We start from the raw sequence: 20,560 nt of genomic DNA on the forward strand, positions 1-20,560 counted from the left end.
CACGATCATAGTCCAGTGAGCTGCCACACAGCTCGCCGTCGCAATGTAGCGCACGTGGGGAAGGCATACCGTGACCAATACCGAACCCGCCGCGGGCACGGCCCGCAAGACCGGGACCCGTAAGCCCGCCGGGACGGCCGCCAAGGCCGCGCCGAAGCAGCAGGCCCCGAAACAGGAGGCCCCGCAGGCGGCCACCGAACTCGAGGTCCGCAATCCGGCCACCGGCGCGCTGGCGGGCACGGTGCCCATCGATTCGGCCGAGACGGTCGCGGCCAAGGTGCGCGCCCTGCGCGCGGCCCAGCCCGCCTGGGAGGCGCTCGGCCCCGACGGGCGCAAGGAATGGCTGCTGAAACTGCAGGACTGGTTGGTGGACAACACCGATCGCCTCGCCGATGTGCTCCAGTCCGAGACCGGCAAGGCCCGGGTCGACGCGCTCATCGATCCCGCCTTCTCCATCGACCTGACCGGCTACTACGCCCGGCGTGCCGCGAAATTCCTTGCCGACGAACACCCTTCGCCGCACAGCCCGCTGGCCCGGGTCAAGCAGCTGACCACGGTGTTCCGGCCGTATCAGGTCGTGGGTGTGATCACGCCGTGGAACTTCCCGCTGGCCATGCCGGTCATCGATGTCGTCCCGGCGCTGGCCGCCGGTGCCGCGGTCATCCTGAAACCCTCCGAGGTGACGCCGCTTTCGGCGGTCGAGCTGGCGCGCGGCTGGCGTGAGATCGGCGCGCCGCCGGTGTTCGAGGTGGTCACGGGTGCGGGCGAGACGGGCGCGGCCGTGGTCGGCACCGCCGACTACGTTCAGTTCACCGGCTCCACCGCCACCGGTCGCAAGATCGCGGCGGCCTGCACCGAGCGCATGATTCCGTTCAGCCTGGAGCTGGGCGGCAAGGATCCGGCCATCGTGCTGGCCGACGCCGACCTGGATCGCGCCGCGCACGGCATCGCCTTCGGCGGGCTGTTCAATGCCGGTCAGGTGTGCATCTCGGTGGAGCGGGTGTACGTGGAAGCGCCTGTGTACGAAGAGTTTCTGCGCAAGCTGACCGCCGCGGTCAAGGAGGTCCGCCAGGGTGTGGACGGCCGCAAGCCCGAATTCGACATGGGCGCACTGGCCAACGAGAACCAGGCGCAGATCGTGCAACGACACGTCGAGGAGGCCGTCAAGGCGGGCGCGCGAATCACCACCGGCGGCAAGCGAACCGGTGTCGGGACGCTGTTCGAACCGACGGTGCTGGCCGATGCGGATCACAGCATGAGCTGCATGACCGAGGAAACCTTCGGCCCGACGCTGCCGGTCATGAAGGTGGCCGACGAGGCGGAAGCCATTGCGCTGGCCAATGATTCGATCTACGGCCTGTCCGCCTCCGTCTGGTCCGGCGACAAGGATCGCGCCGAACGCGTTGCGCGCCAACTGAACGCGGGCGCGGTGAACATCAATGACGTCTTCTCCAATATGTTCAGCTTCGCGCTGCCCATGGGCGGCTGGGGTCTGTCGGGCACGGGCGCGCGCTGGGGCGGGGCCAATGGTGTCCGCAAGTACTGCCGTCAGCAGGCGATCACCAAGCCGCTCCTGCCGACGCAGACCAAAGAGCCGCTGTGGTTCCCGTATTCGCCGCCCAAGCTGACCTTCGCCATGGCGGCCATGCGGGCCGCGGGCACGCGCGGACTGCGGCGGATCAACCTGCCCGCCATTATCAAGACCGTACGGGGGATGTAGATGAGCGACTTCGGAACGATCGCCGGGAAGGTCGTCGTCATCACCGGTGGGGCGCGCGGCATCGGCCTGGCCACCGCCACCGCCCTGCAGGCGTTGGGCGCGAAGATCGCCATCGGCGATATCGACGAGACGACGGTCAAGGAGTCCGGCGCGGCACGGGGTTTCGACGTCTACGGCAGGTTGGACGTCACCGACCACCAGTCGTTCGAGGCGTTCCTGGACGACGTGGAGCGGCGCCTGGGACCGGTGGACGTGCTGATCAACAATGCCGGGATCATGCCCACCGGGCGCGTGGTGGACGAGCCGGATCAGATCACCAAACGCATTCTCGACATCAACGTGTACGGCGTGATCCTGGGCTCCAAGCTGGCCATCGCGCGCATGCTGCCGCGCGGGCGCGGCCATGTCATCAATATCGCCTCCCTCGCGGGCGAGACCCACATTCCGGGTCTGGCCACCTACAACGCCAGCAAGCACGCGGTGCTGGGTTTCACCGACACGCTGCGCGAGGAGTATCGGGGCACCGGATTGCGCTTCTCCTCGGTGCTACCGACGCTCACCAAAACCGAACTGGGAACGGGCATTACCGCACCCAAGGCGCTGCGCCCGGCCGAGCCGGAGGAGATCGCCGACGCCATTGCCAAGCTGATCGTCGCGCCGCGCTCCAAGGTCCGCGTCACCACGGTGGCGGGCCTCATCTCGCAGGTGGTGGGCCTCCTGCCGGAGGCGTGGGGCGATGCCCTCGGGCGGGCGCTGGGCGCGCAGACCGCGTTCCTCGACGACGTGGACGCCGACGCGCGCAAGGCCTATGAGCATCGGGTGCGCGACTAGCTCGACCTGGCTCGTCGTAGGGTCGGCGGCATGGGTAATCCGAGCGCGGTGTTCGTCGGACTGTCGACACTCGATCTCTCCTATGCCGTCGACCGATATCCGGTCGAGGACAGCAAGACTCGGGCCGACGGGCTGTTCGTCGGCGCGGGCGGCCCGGCCGCCAATGCCGCCATCACCCACGCGTTCCTGTCGAACCGCGACACCACGCTGGTGACCGCCCTGGGCGGACACGCACTGGCTCAACCGATTCGGGCGGACCTGACAGAACAGGGCGTCGGACTCTGGGACGGGACTCCCGAGGATCCGGCCCGGCCACCGGTGTCCTCCATCATTGTCGCCACCGACACCGGATCCCGAACGATCGTGTCGATGGACGGCTCCGAACGAGACCCCCAGCCGCCCAACGAGGCCCGGTACCTGGACGGATCCGACGTGGTGCTGGTGGACGGGCACTATCCGAACCTGGCGTTTCGGGCCGCCGAATGCGCGCCCGACGGCGTGCCGGTGGTCCTGGACGGTGGGCGCTGGCGCGAGGAGGTGCATCGGAAACTGCTGTCGGACATCACGATCGCCATCTGCTCGGAGAGTTTCGCGCCACCGGAGCTGGAATCCGGCGATCTGGACGAGGTGATCGATTTCCTGCACGCCGCCGGTCCGCGGCTGGTGGCGATCACCCGTGGCGGCCGACCGATCAAATACTCGACGCCCGAGGGGCGCGGCGAAATCCCGGTCTCCGCCGACGCGGTGGTCGACACCCTCGGCGCGGGCGACATTCTGCACGGCGCGTTCTGCCATTTCTTCGCGTCGGGATCGGATTTCCCGTCCGCGCTCGAGCAGGCCGCCCGGGTCGCCACCTTCGCCTGCCGATTCGTCGGCACCCGGGAATGGATGCGCCACTACGACTCCCGGTAAAGCGCCACGCGCTCAGTCGATGCGGTAGCCACGCCCCGCCTTGCGCAGCACCAGATCGGCGCGCGTGCGGGTGGATTCGACGAGGGCGGCATTGCGCAGATCACTGTGGGCGACTTTGGTTTTCGCCGCCTCCGGGGTGCGTCCACCGCGAATGTGGCGGCGCAGCAGCCGTTGTTCGATGATCGGCCGCGGCACGTCCAGGTACCAGGTCTCGTCGAGCAGCGGACGCACCGCCGCCCAGGCGGGGTAGGCGCGGTCGTCGAGGAGCAGGTAGTTGCCCTCGGTCACCACGATGGACTGGCGCTCGAAAACCGCTCCGCCCGGGACGGGTTCGTGCAGTTCGCGATCGTAGGTGGGCCAGGGCACGGGCGTTCCCGGCGCGGCGTCGCGCACGGTGCGCAGGAGCTCGACGTAGCCGGGCGCGTCGAAGGTGTCGGGCTCGCCCTTGCGGTCGAGGATTCCGGCGGCGCGCAGGCGCTCATTGGTGAGGTGGAAGCCGTCCATGGGCGCGACTTCGGCGATCTCGGTCCCGGCGGCCAGATTCAGTTCATCGCGAATGCCGCGGGCCAGGGTCGATTTGCCCGCTCCGGGCGGGCCCGCGATACCCAGCAGAAACCGACCGGAATGCCCGTCCGCGCGGCGGCGGACGCGAGCCGCCAACTCCGCCAAGGAGGTTTCGACACTGCCGCGTATCGCCACCCCCCAACCCTACGGGGAGTCAGTGCCCGCCTTCGGGAATGGCGCGCACGAGCGCCCGCAGGTCCGCCTCCAGCACGCGGAACAGTCCGTAGGTGAGCACGAACGCCAGCACGCCGCCGACGCTCAACCATCGCAGCGGGACGATGACCAGCCACAGGTCCGCGGTGGACACGAAGGTCATGGTCGCCACCCCGAGCAGCGGCACCGAGGCGGCCGCGGCCAGATACACATTGCTGCGCCGGGCCAATGCCGTCAGCTGCCGCCGATCGGCGGGCCCGACCGAGCCGCGCGCCAACAGCTGCGGATACAGCGACCGCATCGAATACACGGTGATCAGGAAGAACGGGTAGGCCAGCGCGATGGTCGCGCACACCACCTGGGCGGCGAAGAAGTGCCAGAAGGCATGGTGCGGCAGGCGCGCTCCCGCGCCCTCGAGCGCCAGCGGCCAGACGACACCGGCGATCACCCACATGGCGAAGGGAATCCACACCGCCCGCTCCCCGATCAGCAGGGTGTCGGCGCGGGCACGGGCCAGCCGGGCGGGACTGTACTCGTGTCCGCGCGCCAACCGGTACGAGACCGTGAGCGGTCTGCGGGCCAGCCACAGCAGCAGCAGCGCGGCCAGCGGAAACGCGATGACATTGTTCACCAGCGCCACCTGCTCGAAGCGATGCTGATCGACCGCCGACAGCTCGTCCACGATGAGGCTCTTGTTGATTCGAATGTTGTACCAACTGGCCAGGGCATTGGGCAGACCCACGCACAGCGCCGCGATCGGCACCGGCCAACCCCGCAGTCGCGCCCAAGGACCGCGCGGCGGCGGGTCCACCAGATCCCGCGCCCGCTCGTCCAGGCACAGGTCCAGTTGCCCTGCCAGCTGTCCCCCGGTCTGCCAGCGCCGCACGGGATCGGGCCGCAGGCACTCCAGCAGAACCCGGCGCAGGGTGGCGGGGGTGTCGGCGGGCAGGGCGGCGAGCGCGGCGGCGGGCGGTCCCGCGAGGCGACGCTCCAGCATGGCCGTCACCGCCTCGTCTCCGGACAGATCCGCGTCGTCCTCGAAGGGGATTGTGCCGGTGAGCATTTCCCAGAGCACCAGTCCGAGCGAGTAGATATCGCCGCGCGTATCCGGCAGCGGTGCGGCGGGATCCACCACTGCGGCGAGGGCTTCCGGTGACCGATAGCGCAGCGCCTCGGCCCGATTTGCGATCGCGCCGACCGGGTTGGCCGCACCCCAATACCCCGGCCCCAGCGCGAAATCCGCGAGCTTGGGCACCCCTTCCGCGGTGAACAGCACATTGCCCGGCCGGATGTCGTGATGCAGCACCCCGTGTCGCTCGCCGTACTCGAGCGCCTCCGCCAGCCGACGCCCCACCCACGCAACGGTTTCCGGCCAACTCATCCCGGCGATCTCCGCCCGCACCCGTGAACCGGACGGCCGACTCTCGCCCTTGGCCTCCATCGCGGAATCGATGGCCCGCAACAACAGTCGACCGTCGACCGCGCCGGTCTCGGCCCGCAGGCACGCCAGCACCCCCTCGGCGGTGCCGCCCGGCAGGTACTGCATGTACAGCAGCCGCAGGGGTTTCCCGGTGCTGCCGTCGGCGATCAGGCGCTGGTCGAAGACCCGCACGATGTGCTGATGGTCGAGCTGGGCGACGGTCTCGGTGTCGCTGTCCGCGCCCGCCTCGACCCGCACCGCCACCAGTCGCTGCATGGACCGCTGCCGTGCCAGGAACATGCGGCGGTGCTCACCGCCGCCGAGATCGGTGAGCAGATCGAAATCGTCGAGGCGACGGCCGATCTCGATGCCCTCGGGCAGCACCGGCGGCGCGGGCCGCGCGCCCGCATCGGTGAAGCGGCGGCGGATCTCCCCCGCCACCTCCGGGTATTCGTCGGTGAAGCTGTCCACGTCGAGTGGCCGGAACCGGCTGCGCGCCAGGAACTCCTCGCACACCAGGTCCGCGAATCCCGGACTGTCGCCCACCTCCGGGAATTCCGCGCGGTACTCGGTGATCCGCTTCTCCAGCCCGGTCCGCCGCCAGCGCTGGCGCATGTCCACCCGCACCAGATCGGTGAGCACGGCCAGCCGGACGGTCTCCCCGTCGGGCAGGTATCCGGCCAGCCGCGGCGGTTCCTCGCGTTCGCCACGCAGGGTGGATTCCCAGTCGGCGGCGAAGCGGGCGAGGGCTTGCGCCGGTAGTTCACTCACGATTCGGTACCCGCCCCGTTCGGGCCCGGCCGCACCGGTGACACCACCCGTTCCAGCGCCGCCAGATCGGCCTCGAGTGCCCGGAACATGATGTAGACGGCCACGAACGCCGCGATCCCGCCGACGCTGAGCACCCGGACCGCGACGATCACCCGCGGAATGTCGTCCGGCGGCAGGAAGGTCACGCCCGCCACCGCCAGCAGCGGGATCGACGCCGCCACCGCCAGATAGTTGGTGCAGCGCCGACCCAGCCGATGCAGCCAGACCGCGTCCTCGGCGCTGATGTCCCCGTGCCGCAGGTACATCGGATAGATGCAGCGCACCAGATAGAAGGTCACCAGGAAGAACGGGTACGCCACCGCGATGGCACCGCACACCACCAGCGACACCAGAAAGTGCACGACGCCGCGCACCGGCAGATCACTGGCGGTGAGTCGCAGCGTGAGCGGGAAGGTGAGGCCCGCGATCACCCACAGGGAGAACACCACCAGCGAAATGCGCTCTCCCGCAAGCAGCACGTCGGCACGCGCCCGGCGCAGGGTGTCCGGATCGTAGTCGCGGCCGCGGCGTAGCCCGCGCGGCACCAGGATCACCGACCGGCACAGGTAGGCGATGATGATCGTGCCCAGGGGGAAGAACACCAGGTTCACCGTCGCCGTGGTGAGCACGAAGGTGCGCATGGCGGATTCGGACAGGTGACTGATGATGAAGGCCCGGTTGTGCGCGATGTTGTACAGCGAGGCGAGGGTGTTCGGCACCGCGACGAACAGCGTCACCAGTGGAATCAGCCACGGCCGCAAGCGCATCCGCCAGCTGTGCGGGGGCGGGTCGACCAGATCGCGGGCCCGCTCGTCCAGGCACATGTCGAGTTGCTTGGCCAGCACCGATCCGCTGGCCCACCGGTGGTCGCGGTCGGGCCGCAGGCAGGTGAGCAGCACCCGGCGCAGGGCGGCCGGGCAATCCGACGGCACCCGGTCCAGGGCGGCGGTGTCGACGCCGCTGCGCCGCCGGTCCAGCATGGCCTCGAGGGTGGTGCGGTCGCCGTGGTCGCCGGGTCCGGCGGTGCTGTCGTCGAAGGGTTTCGCGCCGGTGAGCAGTTCCCACAGCACCACGCCGAGGGAGAAGATGTCGGCGCGGGTGTCCAGATCGGCGGCATTGGTGGCGGTGCCGGGATGGCAGGCCTCGAGCTGTTCGGGCGACATGTAGGACAGCGACCCGCCGAAGTACGAGACCGGGCTGGTGCCATCGAGATTCCGGCTGAAACTGATATTGAAATCAGCCAGTTTCGGAACTGCCTCGGCGGTGAGCAGCACATTCGCGGGCTTCACATCCCGGTGCAGCACCCCGTGCCCGTCCGCGTAATCCAGCGCCTCCGCCAGCCGACGACCCAGCCACGCAACGGTTTCCGGCCAGCTCAACCCGGCCAGCTCGGCGCGCACGCTGGAGTCGGTGGGCCGGATCTCACCCTTCTCCTCCATGGCCGCGTCCACCGCGTCGAGCAGCAGCCGCCCGCTGCGTTCGGCCGCCGGGGTGGCCCGCACCCAGCGCAGCACGCCCAACAGGGTGCCGCCGGGCAGGAACTGCATGTAGAGCAGGCGCAGCCGCCGCCCGGTCTCGGTGCGCAGATCCGACATCAGCCGCTGGTCGAAGACCCGCACGATGTAGTCGTGGTCGAGTTGGGCCAGGGTCTGCGGTTCGGTGCCGTGGTCGGCGGAGATCTTCACCGCCACCAGTCGTTGCAGCGACCGCTGCCGGGCCAGGAAGACACGGGCGAAGGCACCCGAGCCGAGGCTGGTGAGCAGATCGAAATCATCGATGCGCTGGCCGATTTCGATGCGGTCGAGCAGTTCACCGGTATCCGGCGCACTCACGCCGCCACCGGTCACCCGCGTCTGTTCGGGGGGAGCCGCCTGCACCGACGCGTCGAACAAGGTCAGCTCGCCCGCGTCCGGCACCCGCGTGGTGTCGCCATCGAAGGGCGGGGCCGGATGATCGAACGGCGGGGCCGGATGAATGGTCTCCTCGCTCGACATTCGCGTCGAGGGCTCCAGGGGCTCGAGGGTGAAGCCGCCGCGCGTGGACTCCTCCAGCTGCGTGCGCCGGGTGCTCTGATCCTCGTCGTCGGCATTGAGCAGTTCCCGCAATTCGCTCGCCTGATCCGGATATTCGCGCAGGCAGTCGCGCGGATCCACGCGCTCGCCGCTGTGTCGGCGGATCACGAACTCCTCGTAGACCAGCCCGGCCGGGAGCTCCGGTGCGGTGAGTTCGGGGAATTCGGAACAGTATTCGCGCAACCGCTTGGGCGGCAGCGGCGGCCCGATGGGCGGGCTGCCCGGATTGCGCAGCCAGCGGTGTCGCATATCGACCCGAATGAGCTCGAGGAGGGCCCCGCGGCGCAGGGTGCTGGCGTCGGGCAGGTAGTCGGCGATGCGCGGGGGCGCGGCAGCGGAGTCCCAGGCCGCCGCGAACGCGGCGACCGCGCTGAATTCCGTTCCGGCCGAGTAACCCCCGGAACGGTGGTCGGAACCAGAAGTCATGTGCGCACCCATCTGGTCGGCAGATTCGGACAAAGAACCCGCCACACCCGACACCATCATCCCCGACCGATAGCGGGAATGATAACTTGCGGCTCACGAGCGGATCACCCGATTTCGACACGAGGCGACGGGGGAAGACGAGCATGTACGACGAGGGCACGGCGCTGACTGCCGATCGCGTCACTGCCGAAACCACCGAGGAGGTAGCGGTGGCGAGCACCACGACCGATTCCGACAGTTCACCCGAATCCCGTCCGCCCGTGGACCTGACCACGGCCATCGGCACCGCCGCGGCCGTACAGAACGGATCGATCTCCCCGGAACAGGCCGTCGAGGCCGCGCTGGAACGGATTCGCGGCCGGGACCGGAAGTTGAACGCCTTCACCCTGGTTCGCGAGGAGGCCGCCCGCGCCGAGGCGCGCGCGGTGGCCGAACGCCAGGATCTGGACATGCTGCCGCTGGCCGGGGTGCCGATCGCGGTGAAGAACAATATCGACGTCTCCGGCGAGGTGACCCGGGGCGGTTCGCTCTCGGGTTCGGACACGCCCGCCGCGGACGATCATCCGGTGGTGCGGCGACTACGCGCGGCCGGGGCGGTGGTCGTCGGACTCACCACCGTCCCCGAGTTCGGGCTCTGGGGCGTCACGGACGGTCCGGGCAGCATTACCCGCAGCCCCTGGAACACCCGCTACTCCGCCGGTGGTTCGTCGGGTGGTTCCGGGGCGGCCGTCGGCTCGGGCATGGTGCCCATCGCGCACGGCAACGACGGTCTCGGCTCGGTGCGCATCCCGGCCGCCTGCAACGGGGTCGTCGGGCTCAAGCCCGGCCGCGGTCTGGTGCCCGCCGAGGTGGGTGTGGACTCCTGGGGCGGGATGACCGAAAACGGTGTTCTCGCAACGACTGTCGCGGACACCGCGCTCATGCTCTCGGTGCTCGCCGACCGACCGGATCTGGCCGATCTGGAGACACCGCCGACCCTGCGCATCGGCCTGGCCACCGGCGCCCCGATGCCGCTGACCCATGTCGATCTGGCCTGGACCGCCGCCGCCGACAAGGCCGCCGCGGCCGCCTCGCAGGCGGGCCACATCGTCGGTGTGGCCGAACTTCCTTATCAGGGCGCGACTTTCGCGCTGATGCTGCGCTGGCTGGGCAATGCCGCCCGCGAGGCCGCCACGGTCCCGCATCCGGATCGACTGCAGCGCCGCACCCGCACCCACGTCGCGCTGGGTAGGGCGGTGCTCAAGTCGGGGCTGTTGCGGCCGTCCCAGGTGGATCGCGTGGAAGCCCGGCTGCTCGACTACTTCGAGCGCTACGACGTGGTGATCACGCCGACCCTGGCCACCCCGGCGCCGCGCGCCCGCCGCTGGCACTCACGGCCGTGGCTCGCCAATGTGCTTGCGAACGTGAAGTTCTCGCCGTTCACGCCGGTGTGGAATCTGGTCGGCTGGCCCGCGCTGTCGATTCCGATGGGCGTTCACCCGCGCACGGGCACGCCGGTCGCGGCCCAGATCGCGGGCCCGCCCGGCAGCGAATCCACCATTCTGCGACTGGCCGCCCAGATCGAGGCCGCGCATCCCTGGCAGCGCCTGGCGCCCTAGGCCACGCGCGCCCCGGGAACAGCCACGCGAGCCCCAAGAACAGCCACGCGCGCCCCGGGAACGCGAAAGCCCGGGCGGTGGCGGCAACCTCCGACCCTCTGCCGCCGCCCTCCCGGGCGTTCTGGTGAATTGTGTTGGTGCGCCGACAGCCTGCTTCGGGCTATCGAGCGCGATACCGGCTACTGCGCGGCGACCGTTTCCTTCTCCGCGAAGCCGCCCTCGAGGACGCGGGCCGCGAACTCGAGAATGGTCGGGCGGTCGTCGTCGGCGCGCCAGGCCACCGCGAGCTCGCACGGGGCGAGACCGGTCACCGGGCGGGCGGTCAGACCCGGCCAGCGGTACATGGGGACATTGTTCTCGGCCAGCAGGCACACGCCCAGGCCCAGGCTCACGGCCTCCAGGCGCTCCTCGGCGGTGGCCGCCTCCGCGCCGATCTTGGCCGAGCGGCCGCCGCGGGCGTCCGCGCCGAGCCAGAAGTCGCGGGCCGCACCGGCTTCGGCGGGCATGGCGATGAACGGCTCGTCGATCAGGTCGGCGAAGTCGATGCTCTCCTGGTTGGCCAGCGCGTGGTTCTCCGGCAGCAGCACCCAGCGCGGCTCGGTGCGCAGCACCTGCCAGCGGTAGCGACTGGTGTCGGGAACCGGCAGCCACATCAGGGCCAGATCGGCCTGGCGTCCGGCCAGCCCGCTGGACGGGTCGGTCCAGGAGGCGGAGTGCAGGGCGAGCCGATGGCCGCTGGCGCTCTCCAGGTCAGTGATCAGGCCGCGCCCGATGGAGGACTGGATGCCGACGCGCAGCACCTCACCGGCCTCCTGCAGGGCGACATTGGTGACTTCCCAGAGCTCCAGGATCTTCCGCGCGCCCTCGAGGAGTTCCTTGCCCGCGACGGTCAGGGCCACGCTGCGCTGGTTGCGGTCGAACAGCACGACGTCGAGCTGGCGCTCCAGCTGACGAATCTGCCGTGACAGGGTGGGTTGTGCGATGTGCAGCCGCTGGGCGGCGTTCGTGAAATGCAGTTCCTCAGCGACGGCGACGAAATACCGCAGGTCGCGCAAATGCGGGTCCATAGCCCCTTGCTATCAGAATCGGTCTTGATTTTCCAGCCGTATCCGACCCGAAAGTTTGCAACAGGATCAGAAAACAGCCGTCAGGTTTGTTACAGACAGCATAAGACGCCCGTGAAACATTCCGTTAACCGGATCCGCGAATTTCTGGCCACTCAACGGGACTCCACCGCCCGACACCGAGCAAACAGTTGACCAGCGGTTACACACATCACGCCCGCAACGGGCATACCCGCCCGTCATGCCACTGCGGACATCCAGCAACAAGGCACCCGAAGTGCCTAAATCCCAAACCACAACCCCGAGTGACATTCATCACATCAACGCGGAAAGCCGCCCCGAATCATGGGACGGCTTCGATGCGGGGTCCGGGACCGCCCCGAAAGCCCTCCCTTGGGGGTTCGGGGGCGAAGCCCCTGAGAGCTATGAGAGTTATCCCCCGTACACCTTCGGATCCAAGGTGCCGATGTACGGCAAGTCGCGGTAGCGCTCGGCGTAGTCGAGGCCGTAGCCGACCACGAACTCGTTGGGGATGTCGAAGCCGACGGCCATGACGTCCACCTGGGTGCGCAGCGCGTCGGGCTTGCGCAGCAGGGTGACGACCTCGAGCGAGGCCGGGTTGCGGCTGGACAGGTTGCGCAGCAACCACGACAGCGTCAGACCGGAGTCGATGATGTCCTCGACGATCAGGACGTTGCGGCCCGCGATGTCCTTGTCCAGGTCCTTCATGATGCGCACGACACCGGAGGACGAGGTGGACGAGCCGTAGGACGAGACGGCCATGAACTCCATCTGCGTCGGCACGGTGAGCTTCTTGGCCAGATCGGTCATGAAGAAGATCGCGCCCTTGAGCACGCCCACCAGCAGCAGGTCGCCCTCGGGGGCATCGGCCGGGTAGCGCTTGGCGACCAGTTCGGCGAGTTCCTCGACCTTGGCCGCGATCTGCTCCTCGCTGATCAGCACCGACGCGATGTCGTCCCCGTACACGTCCGCTGGTATCCCTTCAGTGATGTGTCGAACCGGCCGCGCCCTCGGCACGCGCGGGTTCACTCTGACCTGAGTATGAGAGTGCCATGTTCACGCGCGGCAACCAACCTGGTCCCGCCGGGTGAACCGCCGACCGCGACACCGCCCTGTCCACGCCATTGTGTGACCAGCGCCTCGACCGCCCGTAACTTGCTGTCGGTCAACGATTTTGCGCCACGTTCGAGCAACCACCCGCGAATGACGCGTCGACGCAGGGCGGGCGCGACAGTGGCGAGCGTCTCGATTCGCAGCGCATCGCCCTCCCGCGCGGCGGCCAGCAACTCTCCGGCGAGCGCATCCAACACCTCCCCGTCCTCCCGCAGCTGCGTCGCCGTCCGCACCAGCGCCGCGGCGACCCCACCCCCCAGCACCTCCTCCAGCAGCGGCAACACCTCCGCCCGCAGCCGCACCCGGGTGAACTCCGGCGCGCTGTTGTGGGGGTCCTCCCACGGATTCATCCCCAGGTCTCCACAGAGCTCGCGCGTCACGCTCCGCCGCACCCCGAGCAATGGCCGCCCCCACGGCTCATCGAATTCCGCCATCCCCTGAATCGACCGCGCCCCGGACCCTCGAGCCAATCCCAACAGCACGGTCTCGGCTTGATCATCGAGCGTGTGCCCGAGCAGCACCGGCAGCCCCTGCCGCGCTTCCTCCAGGGCGGCGTAACGAGCCCGGCGCGCCGCGGCTTCCGGGCCGCCGGAATTCCCGCCCGATCGCTCCACCGTCACCGCGAGTACCTGCGCCGACCGGCAGCCCAACTTCAGCGCCACCGCGGCCGCCCGGTCCGCCACCTCCGCGGAGCCAGCCTGCAATCCGTGGTCGACGATCAGCGCGTCGACCGCATCCGCCTCGGCGCACGCGGCGGCGGTCAGCGCCAAGGAATCCGCGCCACCGGACAGGGCCACCGCGACCACACCGTCGGGGGCGTAGCGGTCCAACCACTCCCGCACGGCGCGCCGCATTTCCAGCGCGGCGCGCGTCTCGGGCAGCCGGGGCCGATCATTCACGCCCAGATCGTCGCATGCGGGCATCTCCTCACCACCGCGCCGGGCCAGGCTGGCGCATTCGATCGCACGCAGGCGCAATCGGTCTCACCCGCGAGCCGAGCGCACGCCGCCCGCCGTCAGCCCAGGACGCGGCTCACCCAGCGCTGCGGTTCGCCGATTTCGTCTGTGCGGGGCAGGGTTTCGGGTTCGGTCCAGATGACGTTGAAGCGATCCATGCCGACGGTGTCCACCACCGCGTCGACGAAGGCCTTGCCGCGCACGTACTGCGCCACCTTGGCGTCCATGCCGAGCAGGGCGCGCAGGAGTCGCTGGATCGGGTTGGTGGGGCGTTTGCGGCGTTGGTCGAAGGCGGCGCGAATGCGGGCGACCGAGGGCACCACGGCGGGTCCGACGGCGTCCATGACGTGGTCGGCGTGGCCTTCCAGCAGGGTGCCGAGCATGAGCAGCCGGTCCAGGGCCTCGCGCTGGGGTGCGGCCTGGGTGGCGCGCAGCAGGCCGATGACCCCGCCCGCGGCCGGGTCCTCCTCGCCGCGGCGGCGCGCCTGCACCGCCTCCGCCAGGCGGGCCAGCATATCGGCGAGCGGTTCGTCCCCGGCCTCGCCGAGCACCTCGACATTGCCGCGCATGTAGTCGGCGATCCAAGGGGCGGAAGAGAATTGGACGCGGTGGGTGACTTCGTGCAGGCACACCCAGAGCCGGAAGTCGCTGGGCGGCACGGCGAGTGCGCGTTCCACCGCCATGATGTTGGGCGCGACCAGCAGCAGGGTGCCGTCGGGTCCGGTGAACGGGTCGTACTGCCCGAGGATGGCGGTGGACAGGAACGCCAGCATGGCCCCGGCCTGCAAACCGGCCGGTTTGCCAACGAATTTGCCCGCGCCCCCGGGCTCCACGCCACTGCCGGTGAGCTGCGACATGGAGTCGGCGGCGGCCCGGATCCAGCCGGGCCGATCCACGATCCGCGCGTCCGGCACCACCGATCCGTCGTCCAGCCCACTGACCTCGCGCACCGGACCCTCGGCCCGCACGGAGGCCGAGGCGAGTTCGGCGACGGCCTGCTCGGCGGAATAGCGCGAGGTCCGCGGCCCGGCGGGGACCAACGCGGAGCCGGTGCGGGCGGCCACATTCCAATCCACCACGCCGGTCAGATTGGTGCGGGTTCGCTTGCTCGGCTCGCGGCCTTCGAATTCAGCGGGGGCCGAAGGGTTCTCGGATCCGGTCATTGTCATCCACCCGTCAGGAGCAGCCACAGTTGCGCAGTGCGTTGGCGACGGCGTCCAACGCGGGTCGGCTCACCTCCGGCGGGCGATCGTTCGACATGAGGGCGAACGTCAGGACCCGTCCGTCGCGGTCCAGCACATACCCGACCAACGCACTCGATACGGACAGAGTTCCTGTTTTGGCCCGGATCCAACCCGCCCCGTCGCGATCCCGGTCGACATATCGGTTCGCCAGCGAACCGGTGCCGCCCGCGACCGGCAGATAGTCCAGCAGCGGGGCCAGCGGGGACCCGGCGGACTTGTCCTTGTCCGAGGCCGGGTCGGCGGTCGAATTGTCCGACACGGCGGCCCCGGCGGGCAGCGCGGCCACGGTCAGCACCCGGTTGAGCAGGCGCGGCGGAATGTGGTCCTCGGTCGAAAGCCCGCTGTTGTCCGACATTTTCAGGCCGTTCAGGTCGAATCCGGCGGCCTGCAGCACGGTCGTCATGGCGGTCACCGCGCCGGTGAAGGAGGCCTCCTGTCCGACCGCCACCGCCACCTCGCGCCCGATGGCCTCGGCCAGCACATTGTCCGAGTGCACCATGGCCTGCAGCATGCGTTCGCGCAGCGGCGCGGACTGCACGGCCGCCAGCTGGGTCGCGCCCGCGGGCGCGTTGCCCAGCTTCACCTTCGCGGGATCGACGCCGAGTTCGGTGGCCAGCTTCTTGCCCGCGTCCAGCGCGGGAGTGGCGGTGCGGGGCGAATATTCGACCAGCGGGTCGAGTCGTCCGCCGTCGATCATGACCGGATCCATCGGGGCGATGGATCCGCCCGCGATATCGGAGGTCTCCCAGCCGGGCGCGAAATTCGGCCCGGTGTAGGCGGAGGTGTCCACCGCGATCGAATCCACCCGCTGCCCCGAGGCCTTGATCTGCGCGACCAGGTCCTGCAGCTTCGGCGCGTCCGGGTAGTAGCCCTTGCCGTCGGGCTGCGCGGTGATGGTCGGGTCACCGCCGCCGACCAGCACGATCTCGCCGGGAGCCGAGCCGGTCACCACCTTGGTGGTGACCCGGTGGTCGTCGGGCAGGGTCAGCAGGGCGGCCGCGGTGGTCAGGATCTTGGCGGTGGAGGACGGGATCATGCCCTTGTCGGCATCCTGGGTCCACAGCACCTTGCCGGTGTCGCCGTCGGACACCGAGGCCGCGAAAATGCCCAGATCCGGATTGCCCACCACCGGGGCGAGCGCGGCGGCCAGACCGGCGGTGGTGGCCGCGGGCGCGGTCACCGGCGCGGGCGCGACCTGGGGAACCGGCTTCACCGCTGGCGGCGGGGCGGCGATCGTCAAGCCCCCGTGCTGGAATTCCTCGGTCCACGGCTTCAGGATCAAGGCCACCGATCCGGCCGCCACCAACACCATGACCAGCACCAACGACACCAGGATCCAGGTTCTGCGCCGACGCTTGGCCTCCAGACCACCGATGTTCTGCTTGCTCCGACCAAACACCTGCCGCTGTCTCCCTGATACCTGTGGTGGGGCTATGGCTACTGCTCGGGCCCCGGGACGTCCCTGCCGAACCCACACACTCGCGGTCCACACTATCCTCGTTGCGCAGTCGTTCCCCCGAACGAGCTGGCGAGTCGGCAGCCCTACCGCCCACAGAAGGAGATGACGTGGAGTTCGACGTCACCATCGAGATCCCCCGGGGTCAGCGCAACAAGTACGAGGTCGATCACGAGACCGGACGCGTGCGGCTGGACCGCTACCTCTACACCCCGATGATGTACCCGGCCGACTACGGCTACATCGAGAACACCCTCGGCGGCGACGGCGACCCGCTGGACTGCATGGTGCTGCTGCCCGAGCCGGTGTTCCCGGGTGTGCTGGTCGAGGCCCGTCCGGTCGGCGTGCTCATCATGAGCGATGAGGCCGGTACCGACGAGAAGCTGGTCGCGGTCCCCAACAAGGACAAGCGCTGGGATCACATCCAGGACGTCGAGGACATCCCGGAGTTCCAGCGCAAGGAGATCGCGCACTTCTTCGAGCGCTACAAGGACCTGGAGCCCGGCAAGTGGGTCAAGGTCGAGGGCTGGGAGGGCCGCGAGAAGGCCGAGAAGCTGGTCGAGGAGGCGTACGCGCGCCTGAAGGAGCAGGGCTCGCACTGAGCCCGTGGGCTCGAGGGCGGCACGGAATCCGTGCCGCCCTTCGCTCTATTCGGCCGCGGTGGCCAGTCCGGCCGTGGTGCGCAGCGGCACTTCGCGCCAGAACAGCACGAGCACGAACGCCAGCAGCGTGACCGCGGACGTGGTCAAGAAGACCGTCGAGAGCGAGTCGGCGAATCCGACCTTGAACGGGTGCGCGAGCACCGGATTGAGCTTCTGGATCACCGAACTGTCGTTCAGGACGCCCTGCGCGGCCGAGGTGTCGTGGTTCAAAAAGCCTTGGGACAGGGCCATATCCGCCGGATTGCCATCGTGGGCGCCGTCGATGACGGCCTTCTGGAAGGCCGGATCCCGACCCGCCGCCAGCAGCTGCGATCGAATATTGGGCCCGAGCCGATCGAACAGGATCGACAGGAACACCGCCGCGCCGAGCGTGCCGCCGATCTGGCGGAAGAAGGTGGCGGCGGCCGTGGAGACGCCCATGTCCTTGGGCGGCAACGCATTCTGCAGCGCCACGATGAGCGGCTGCATGAGATTGCCGAGACCGAAGCCCACGCAGAGCATGAACAGCACCACGATCCAGAACGCGGTATCGGCCTTCAGGTAGTGCAGCAGGAACAGCCCGATCGTGATCATGGCCGAACCCAGCAGCGTGTAGATCCGGTAATGCCCGGTGCGCGAGATCAATTGCCCCGACACCACCGAGCCGATCATCATCCCCAGCACCATGGGAATCATCTGCAGGCCGCCCAGCATCGGGCTCGCGCCCCGGTCCGCCTGCAAATACTGTGGCAGCAGCAGGATTCCGCCGAACATGCCCGCGCCGACCACGAACGAGATGACCACGCCGAGGGCGAAGGTCCGATTGGTGAAGATGCGCAGCGGGATCAGCGCAGCATCCCCCAGTGAGGCCTCCACCAGCACGAACGCGATCACGCCGACCGCGGCGATGACGAAGCAGGACACCGATCTCGCGCTGTCCCAGCCCCATTGGCGACCCTGTTCGGCCACGATCAGCAGCGGGGTGATGGCCAGCGCCAGGATGATCGCTCCCCAATAGTCCACGCGGTCACGGGATTTCTGCACCGGCGGCAGATGCAGCACGCGCGTCACCACCACCAGCGTGAACAGTCCGATGGGCACGTTCACCAGGAACACCCAGCGCCAGCCCGCGATGCCGAGAATGCTGTGCTGCCCGGCGAACAGGCCGCCCAGCACCGGCCCGATCACGCTGGAAGTGCCGAACACCGCCAGGAAATAGCCTTGGTACCTGGACCTTTCACGCGGGCTCACGATATCCCCGACGATGGTCAGGGCCAGCGACATCAGCCCGCCCGCGCCGAGCCCCTGGATCGCCCGGAACGCGGCCAGTTCGTACATCGACTGCGAGAACGTGCACAGCAGCGAACCGGCCAGGAAGATCGAGATCGACGCCAGGTAGAAGGGCTTGCGCCCGTACATATCCGAGAGCTTGCCGTAGAGCGGCGTGGCCAATGTCGCGGTGATCAGGTACGCCGTGGTGGCCCAGGCCTGCAGCGAATAGCCGTTCAGGTCATCGGCGATCGTGCGAATGGCCGTCGACACAATGGTCTGATCGAGCGCCGCGAGCAGGATTCCCAGCAGTAGCCCGCTGAGTATCACCAATACTTCGCGATGACTGAATCCACCGGTCTCGGTCGATTCCCCCACATCGGATGTAGCCATGGCCAAACCTCCAGCTCCCCGCCCAACGATAGGCCGGGAACCGGAGGTACGTAATCCTTTTTCTGGGACCTACCCGAAGGGGTTATTTCCCTTTGAATTCCGGCGGGCGCTTCTCGAAGACGGCCGTTATCGCCTCGGTGAGATCCTCGGAGGGCAGGAACGCTGCATTCCATGTGGAGACGTATCGCAACCCGTCGGCGATCTTCCCGCGCTTGGGCTGATCCAGCACATCCTTGATGCCCTGCACGACCAGTGGCGGATTGACCGCGATCTCCTGCGCCATGGCGTAAGCGGCCTCGAGCACGGCGTCCTGATCCGCGAACACGTCATTGACCAGACCGATCTTCTCGGCCCGCGCGGCGTCGATGTCCTTGCCGGTGTAGGCGAGTTCGCGCACGTGGCCCTCGCCGATGATGCCCGGCAGCCGATGCAGCGAGCCGATGTCCGCGACAATGGCGACCTTGGCCTCGCGCAGGCTGAACTTGGCGTCGGCGCTGGCCAGCCGGATGTCCGCGGCCGCGATCAGGTCCAGACCGCCGCCGATGCACCAGCCGGAGATGGCCGCGATGACCGGCTTGGTGCAGTCCGCCACCGCGGTGACCGAGTCCTGCATGGCGCGCACGTGCTTGAGGAAGTCGGTGCGGGGCGCGGCCAGGGCCTTGTCGGCGAGCAGCGGCCCGAACAGCGGGCTCATGGCGGGCAGGTCCAGGCCGTAGGAGAAGTGCTTGCCCGATCCGGTGAGCACGATGGCGCGGATGTCCGCGTCGGCGTCGAGTTCGCCGAAGATGAGCGGCAGCTCGCGCCAGAAATCGGGGCCCATGGCATTGCCCTTGCCGGGACCGGTGAGCGTCACCCGGGCGATGTGGTCCTTGCTTTCGACGTCGAAAGCCTTCCATTCGGTCATCGGTCCAGCGTATCGGGGGTGCGGGCGGCCCGGCAGCCCGGTGTAAACGCTGTGCTAATTCTGCTGCGTCCCAGTGTTTTCGGCCGGATCCCGCGTCACGCTTATCGGGTCCGCACATTCTGCTCCTCCCGTTTGTGAGGTCACGGTGTCGATGCATCACGGAATCGGCCTGGACCGGTTCAATTCCCTGTCTCGCCTGCGCGCGATTCACGCCCTCTACGCCTGCTGCTGCAATGTCACCTGGGCGCAGAAGATCGCCGACGGCCGCCCGTACCCGGGTCATGCCGCGCTGCTCACGGCCGCCGCCGCGGAGCTGCACGCGCTGTCCGCGGTGGACCTGGAACGGGTCTTCGATTCCTGTGCGCGCGAGCGGGTTTCGGAGCACACCGTCGAGGGGGTGAATCCCCTCGTCCGCGCCCGCCTGCTGGAGTTGCTGGGCCCGGAGGAGGGCTATCCCGAATACTGATCCCCCGCACATCCACCGCAATCGCTCTACCCTGGTTGCCATGCGCCGGTCGCTGCCACCCGTCGCCTCGAGGGTCTCCGACACCTTGATCGCGCGCGGACATCACGGGGTGATCATCACCCAGCCCACGCCCACCCATACCGCGCAGGAAGCGGCCGATGCCCTCGGCGTGACCGTCGGGGCCATCACCAAATCGCTGGTCTTCCTGCTCGACGACGATCCCGTGCTGCTGTTGGTCTCCGGCGCGCACCAGGTCAACCTGGACCGCACCGGCGAGCGACTCGAGGGCACCCTCACCCGCGCACCCGCGGCTATGGTGCGCGAGGTGACCGGCCAGCCCATCGGGGGCGTCGCGCCGCTCGGGCATCCGACCAATCTGCCCACCTACATCGACAACGCGCTGTCGCAGCATCAGGAGCTGTGGGCGGCGGGCGGGCATCCGAACACGCTGTTCCGCACGACCTTCGGGGAATTGGTGCGGATCACCGCGGGGCTGGCCATCGACGTGGACTGAGCGATTTCTTACA

General features: G+C 68.8%; 17 protein-coding genes. 7 read left to right on the forward strand and 10 right to left on the reverse strand.

Annotated features, from left to right (window positions below; genetic code table 11):
• The first annotated feature begins 70 nt into the window (after positions 1-70).
• The 3 genes from VMT40_RS04050 to VMT40_RS04060 are packed head-to-tail and all read left to right on the forward strand — an operon-like array spanning position 71 to position 3,463.
• Positions 71-1,720 carry an aldehyde dehydrogenase family protein gene (locus VMT40_RS04050; RefSeq protein ID WP_326356598.1) on the forward strand — a complete coding sequence of 550 codons (1,650 nt, stop codon included), beginning with the start codon at positions 71-73 and terminating at the stop codon, positions 1,718-1,720.
• On the forward strand, positions 1,721-2,551 hold the full coding sequence (locus VMT40_RS04055; protein ID WP_326356599.1) for an SDR family oxidoreductase: 831 nt from the start codon (positions 1,721-1,723) through the stop codon (positions 2,549-2,551).
• A 30-nt stretch (positions 2,552-2,581) separates the two neighbouring features.
• Positions 2,582-3,463, forward strand: a complete 882-nt coding sequence (locus tag VMT40_RS04060; protein ID WP_326356600.1) for a PfkB family carbohydrate kinase — start codon at positions 2,582-2,584, stop codon at positions 3,461-3,463.
• Between the two features lie 12 nt (positions 3,464-3,475).
• Here VMT40_RS04060 and VMT40_RS04065 read toward each other — a convergent pair whose 3' ends face one another.
• From VMT40_RS04065 to VMT40_RS04075, 3 genes are read right to left on the reverse strand one after another with little or no spacing between them, the layout of a single operon-like run.
• Positions 3,476-4,162, reverse strand: coding sequence for a nucleoside/nucleotide kinase family protein (locus VMT40_RS04065; RefSeq protein WP_326356601.1), 687 nt, complete (start codon positions 4,160-4,162; stop codon positions 3,476-3,478).
• Between the two features lie 19 nt (positions 4,163-4,181).
• Positions 4,182-6,371 (reverse strand): protein kinase domain-containing protein, encoded by a 2,190-nt coding sequence (locus VMT40_RS04070; RefSeq protein ID WP_326356602.1) that lies wholly within the window; start codon positions 6,369-6,371, stop codon positions 4,182-4,184.
• Entirely contained in the window at positions 6,368-8,908 is a 2,541-nt protein-coding gene (locus VMT40_RS04075; protein WP_326356603.1) for a serine/threonine-protein kinase, read from the reverse strand. The genes VMT40_RS04070 and VMT40_RS04075 overlap by 4 nt, the downstream gene beginning before the upstream one ends.
• A 143-nt stretch (positions 8,909-9,051) precedes the next feature.
• On the opposite strand from VMT40_RS04075, the gene VMT40_RS04080 reads away from it, so the two are divergent.
• Complete coding sequence (locus VMT40_RS04080; RefSeq protein WP_326356604.1) at positions 9,052-10,506, forward strand: amidase; 1,455 nt, start codon at positions 9,052-9,054, stop codon at positions 10,504-10,506.
• Between the two features lie 179 nt (positions 10,507-10,685).
• Here VMT40_RS04080 and VMT40_RS04085 read toward each other — a convergent pair whose 3' ends face one another.
• The 5 genes from VMT40_RS04085 to dacB form a co-directional block, all read right to left on the reverse strand.
• Entirely contained in the window at positions 10,686-11,573 is an 888-nt protein-coding gene (locus tag VMT40_RS04085) for a LysR family transcriptional regulator (protein ID WP_326356605.1), read from the reverse strand.
• A 429-nt stretch (positions 11,574-12,002) separates the two neighbouring features.
• Positions 12,003-12,557, reverse strand: a complete 555-nt coding sequence (gene hpt / locus VMT40_RS04090; RefSeq protein WP_326309993.1) for a hypoxanthine phosphoribosyltransferase — start codon at positions 12,555-12,557, stop codon at positions 12,003-12,005.
• Between the two features lie 59 nt (positions 12,558-12,616).
• On the reverse strand, positions 12,617-13,558 hold the full coding sequence (tilS, locus tag VMT40_RS04095) for a tRNA lysidine(34) synthetase TilS (RefSeq protein WP_326357187.1): 942 nt from the start codon (positions 13,556-13,558) through the stop codon (positions 12,617-12,619).
• Between the two features lie 161 nt (positions 13,559-13,719).
• Positions 13,720-14,823 carry a zinc-dependent metalloprotease gene (locus VMT40_RS04100; protein ID WP_326356606.1) on the reverse strand — a complete coding sequence of 368 codons (1,104 nt, stop codon included), beginning with the start codon at positions 14,821-14,823 and terminating at the stop codon, positions 13,720-13,722.
• A 13-nt stretch (positions 14,824-14,836) separates the two neighbouring features.
• A complete protein-coding gene (gene dacB / locus VMT40_RS04105) occupies positions 14,837-16,303 on the reverse strand; it encodes a D-alanyl-D-alanine carboxypeptidase/D-alanyl-D-alanine endopeptidase (protein WP_326356607.1) in 1,467 nt (488 codons plus the stop codon).
• Positions 16,304-16,470: 167 nt separating this feature from the next.
• Here dacB and ppa point away from each other — a divergent pair, with 167 nt between their 5' ends.
• Positions 16,471-16,962 carry an inorganic diphosphatase gene (gene ppa / locus VMT40_RS04110; RefSeq protein WP_326356608.1) on the forward strand — a complete coding sequence of 164 codons (492 nt, stop codon included), beginning with the start codon at positions 16,471-16,473 and terminating at the stop codon, positions 16,960-16,962.
• Between the two features lie 45 nt (positions 16,963-17,007).
• On the opposite strand, the gene VMT40_RS04115 is transcribed toward ppa, so the two are convergent.
• Together VMT40_RS04115 and VMT40_RS04120 are read right to left on the reverse strand one after the other, a co-directional pair.
• Positions 17,008-18,663: an MDR family MFS transporter gene (locus tag VMT40_RS04115; RefSeq protein WP_326356609.1), complete on the reverse strand. Its 1,656-nt coding sequence runs from the start codon at positions 18,661-18,663 to the stop codon at positions 17,008-17,010.
• 82 nt (positions 18,664-18,745) lie between these two features.
• Positions 18,746-19,567, reverse strand: a complete 822-nt coding sequence (locus tag VMT40_RS04120; protein ID WP_326356610.1) for a crotonase/enoyl-CoA hydratase family protein — start codon at positions 19,565-19,567, stop codon at positions 18,746-18,748.
• Between the two features lie 151 nt (positions 19,568-19,718).
• Between VMT40_RS04120 and VMT40_RS04125 the strand changes: the two genes are divergently transcribed.
• The gene (locus tag VMT40_RS04125; RefSeq protein ID WP_326356611.1) at positions 19,719-20,033 is read left to right on the forward strand and encodes a 2-oxo-4-hydroxy-4-carboxy-5-ureidoimidazoline decarboxylase; all 315 of its coding nucleotides are present in this window, start codon (positions 19,719-19,721) and stop codon (positions 20,031-20,033) included.
• 40 nt (positions 20,034-20,073) lie between these two features.
• Positions 20,074-20,547 (forward strand): YbaK/EbsC family protein, encoded by a 474-nt coding sequence (locus VMT40_RS04130; RefSeq protein ID WP_326309999.1) that lies wholly within the window; start codon positions 20,074-20,076, stop codon positions 20,545-20,547.
• Positions 20,548-20,560 lie beyond the last annotated feature (13 nt).

This window comes from Nocardia sp. CDC160, from assembly GCF_035818795.1.
Taxonomy (GTDB): Bacteria; Actinomycetota; Actinomycetes; order Mycobacteriales; family Mycobacteriaceae; genus Nocardia.

Coding starts and splice junctions, on each gene's coding strand:
- VMT40_RS04055 (WP_326356599.1), top strand. CDS start 1,721: ATGAGCGACTTCGGAACGATCGCCGGGAAGGTCGTCGTCATCACCGGT.
- VMT40_RS04060 (WP_326356600.1), top strand. CDS start 2,582: ATGGGTAATCCGAGCGCGGTGTTCGTCGGACTGTCGACACTCGATCTC.
- VMT40_RS04075 (WP_326356603.1), bottom strand. CDS start 8,908: ATGACTTCTGGTTCCGACCACCGTTCCGGGGGTTACTCGGCCGGAACG.
- VMT40_RS04080 (WP_326356604.1), top strand. CDS start 9,052: ATGTACGACGAGGGCACGGCGCTGACTGCCGATCGCGTCACTGCCGAA.
- VMT40_RS04085 (WP_326356605.1), bottom strand. CDS start 11,573: ATGGACCCGCATTTGCGCGACCTGCGGTATTTCGTCGCCGTCGCTGAG.
- tilS (WP_326357187.1), bottom strand. CDS start 13,558: ATGCGGCGCGCCGTGCGGGAGTGGTTGGACCGCTACGCCCCCGACGGT.
- VMT40_RS04100 (WP_326356606.1), bottom strand. CDS start 14,823: ATGACCGGATCCGAGAACCCTTCGGCCCCCGCTGAATTCGAAGGCCGC.
- VMT40_RS04115 (WP_326356609.1), bottom strand. CDS start 18,663: ATGGCTACATCCGATGTGGGGGAATCGACCGAGACCGGTGGATTCAGT.
- VMT40_RS04120 (WP_326356610.1), bottom strand. CDS start 19,567: ATGACCGAATGGAAGGCTTTCGACGTCGAAAGCAAGGACCACATCGCC.
- VMT40_RS04125 (WP_326356611.1), top strand. CDS start 19,719: ATGCATCACGGAATCGGCCTGGACCGGTTCAATTCCCTGTCTCGCCTG.
- VMT40_RS04130 (WP_326309999.1), top strand. CDS start 20,074: ATGCGCCGGTCGCTGCCACCCGTCGCCTCGAGGGTCTCCGACACCTTG.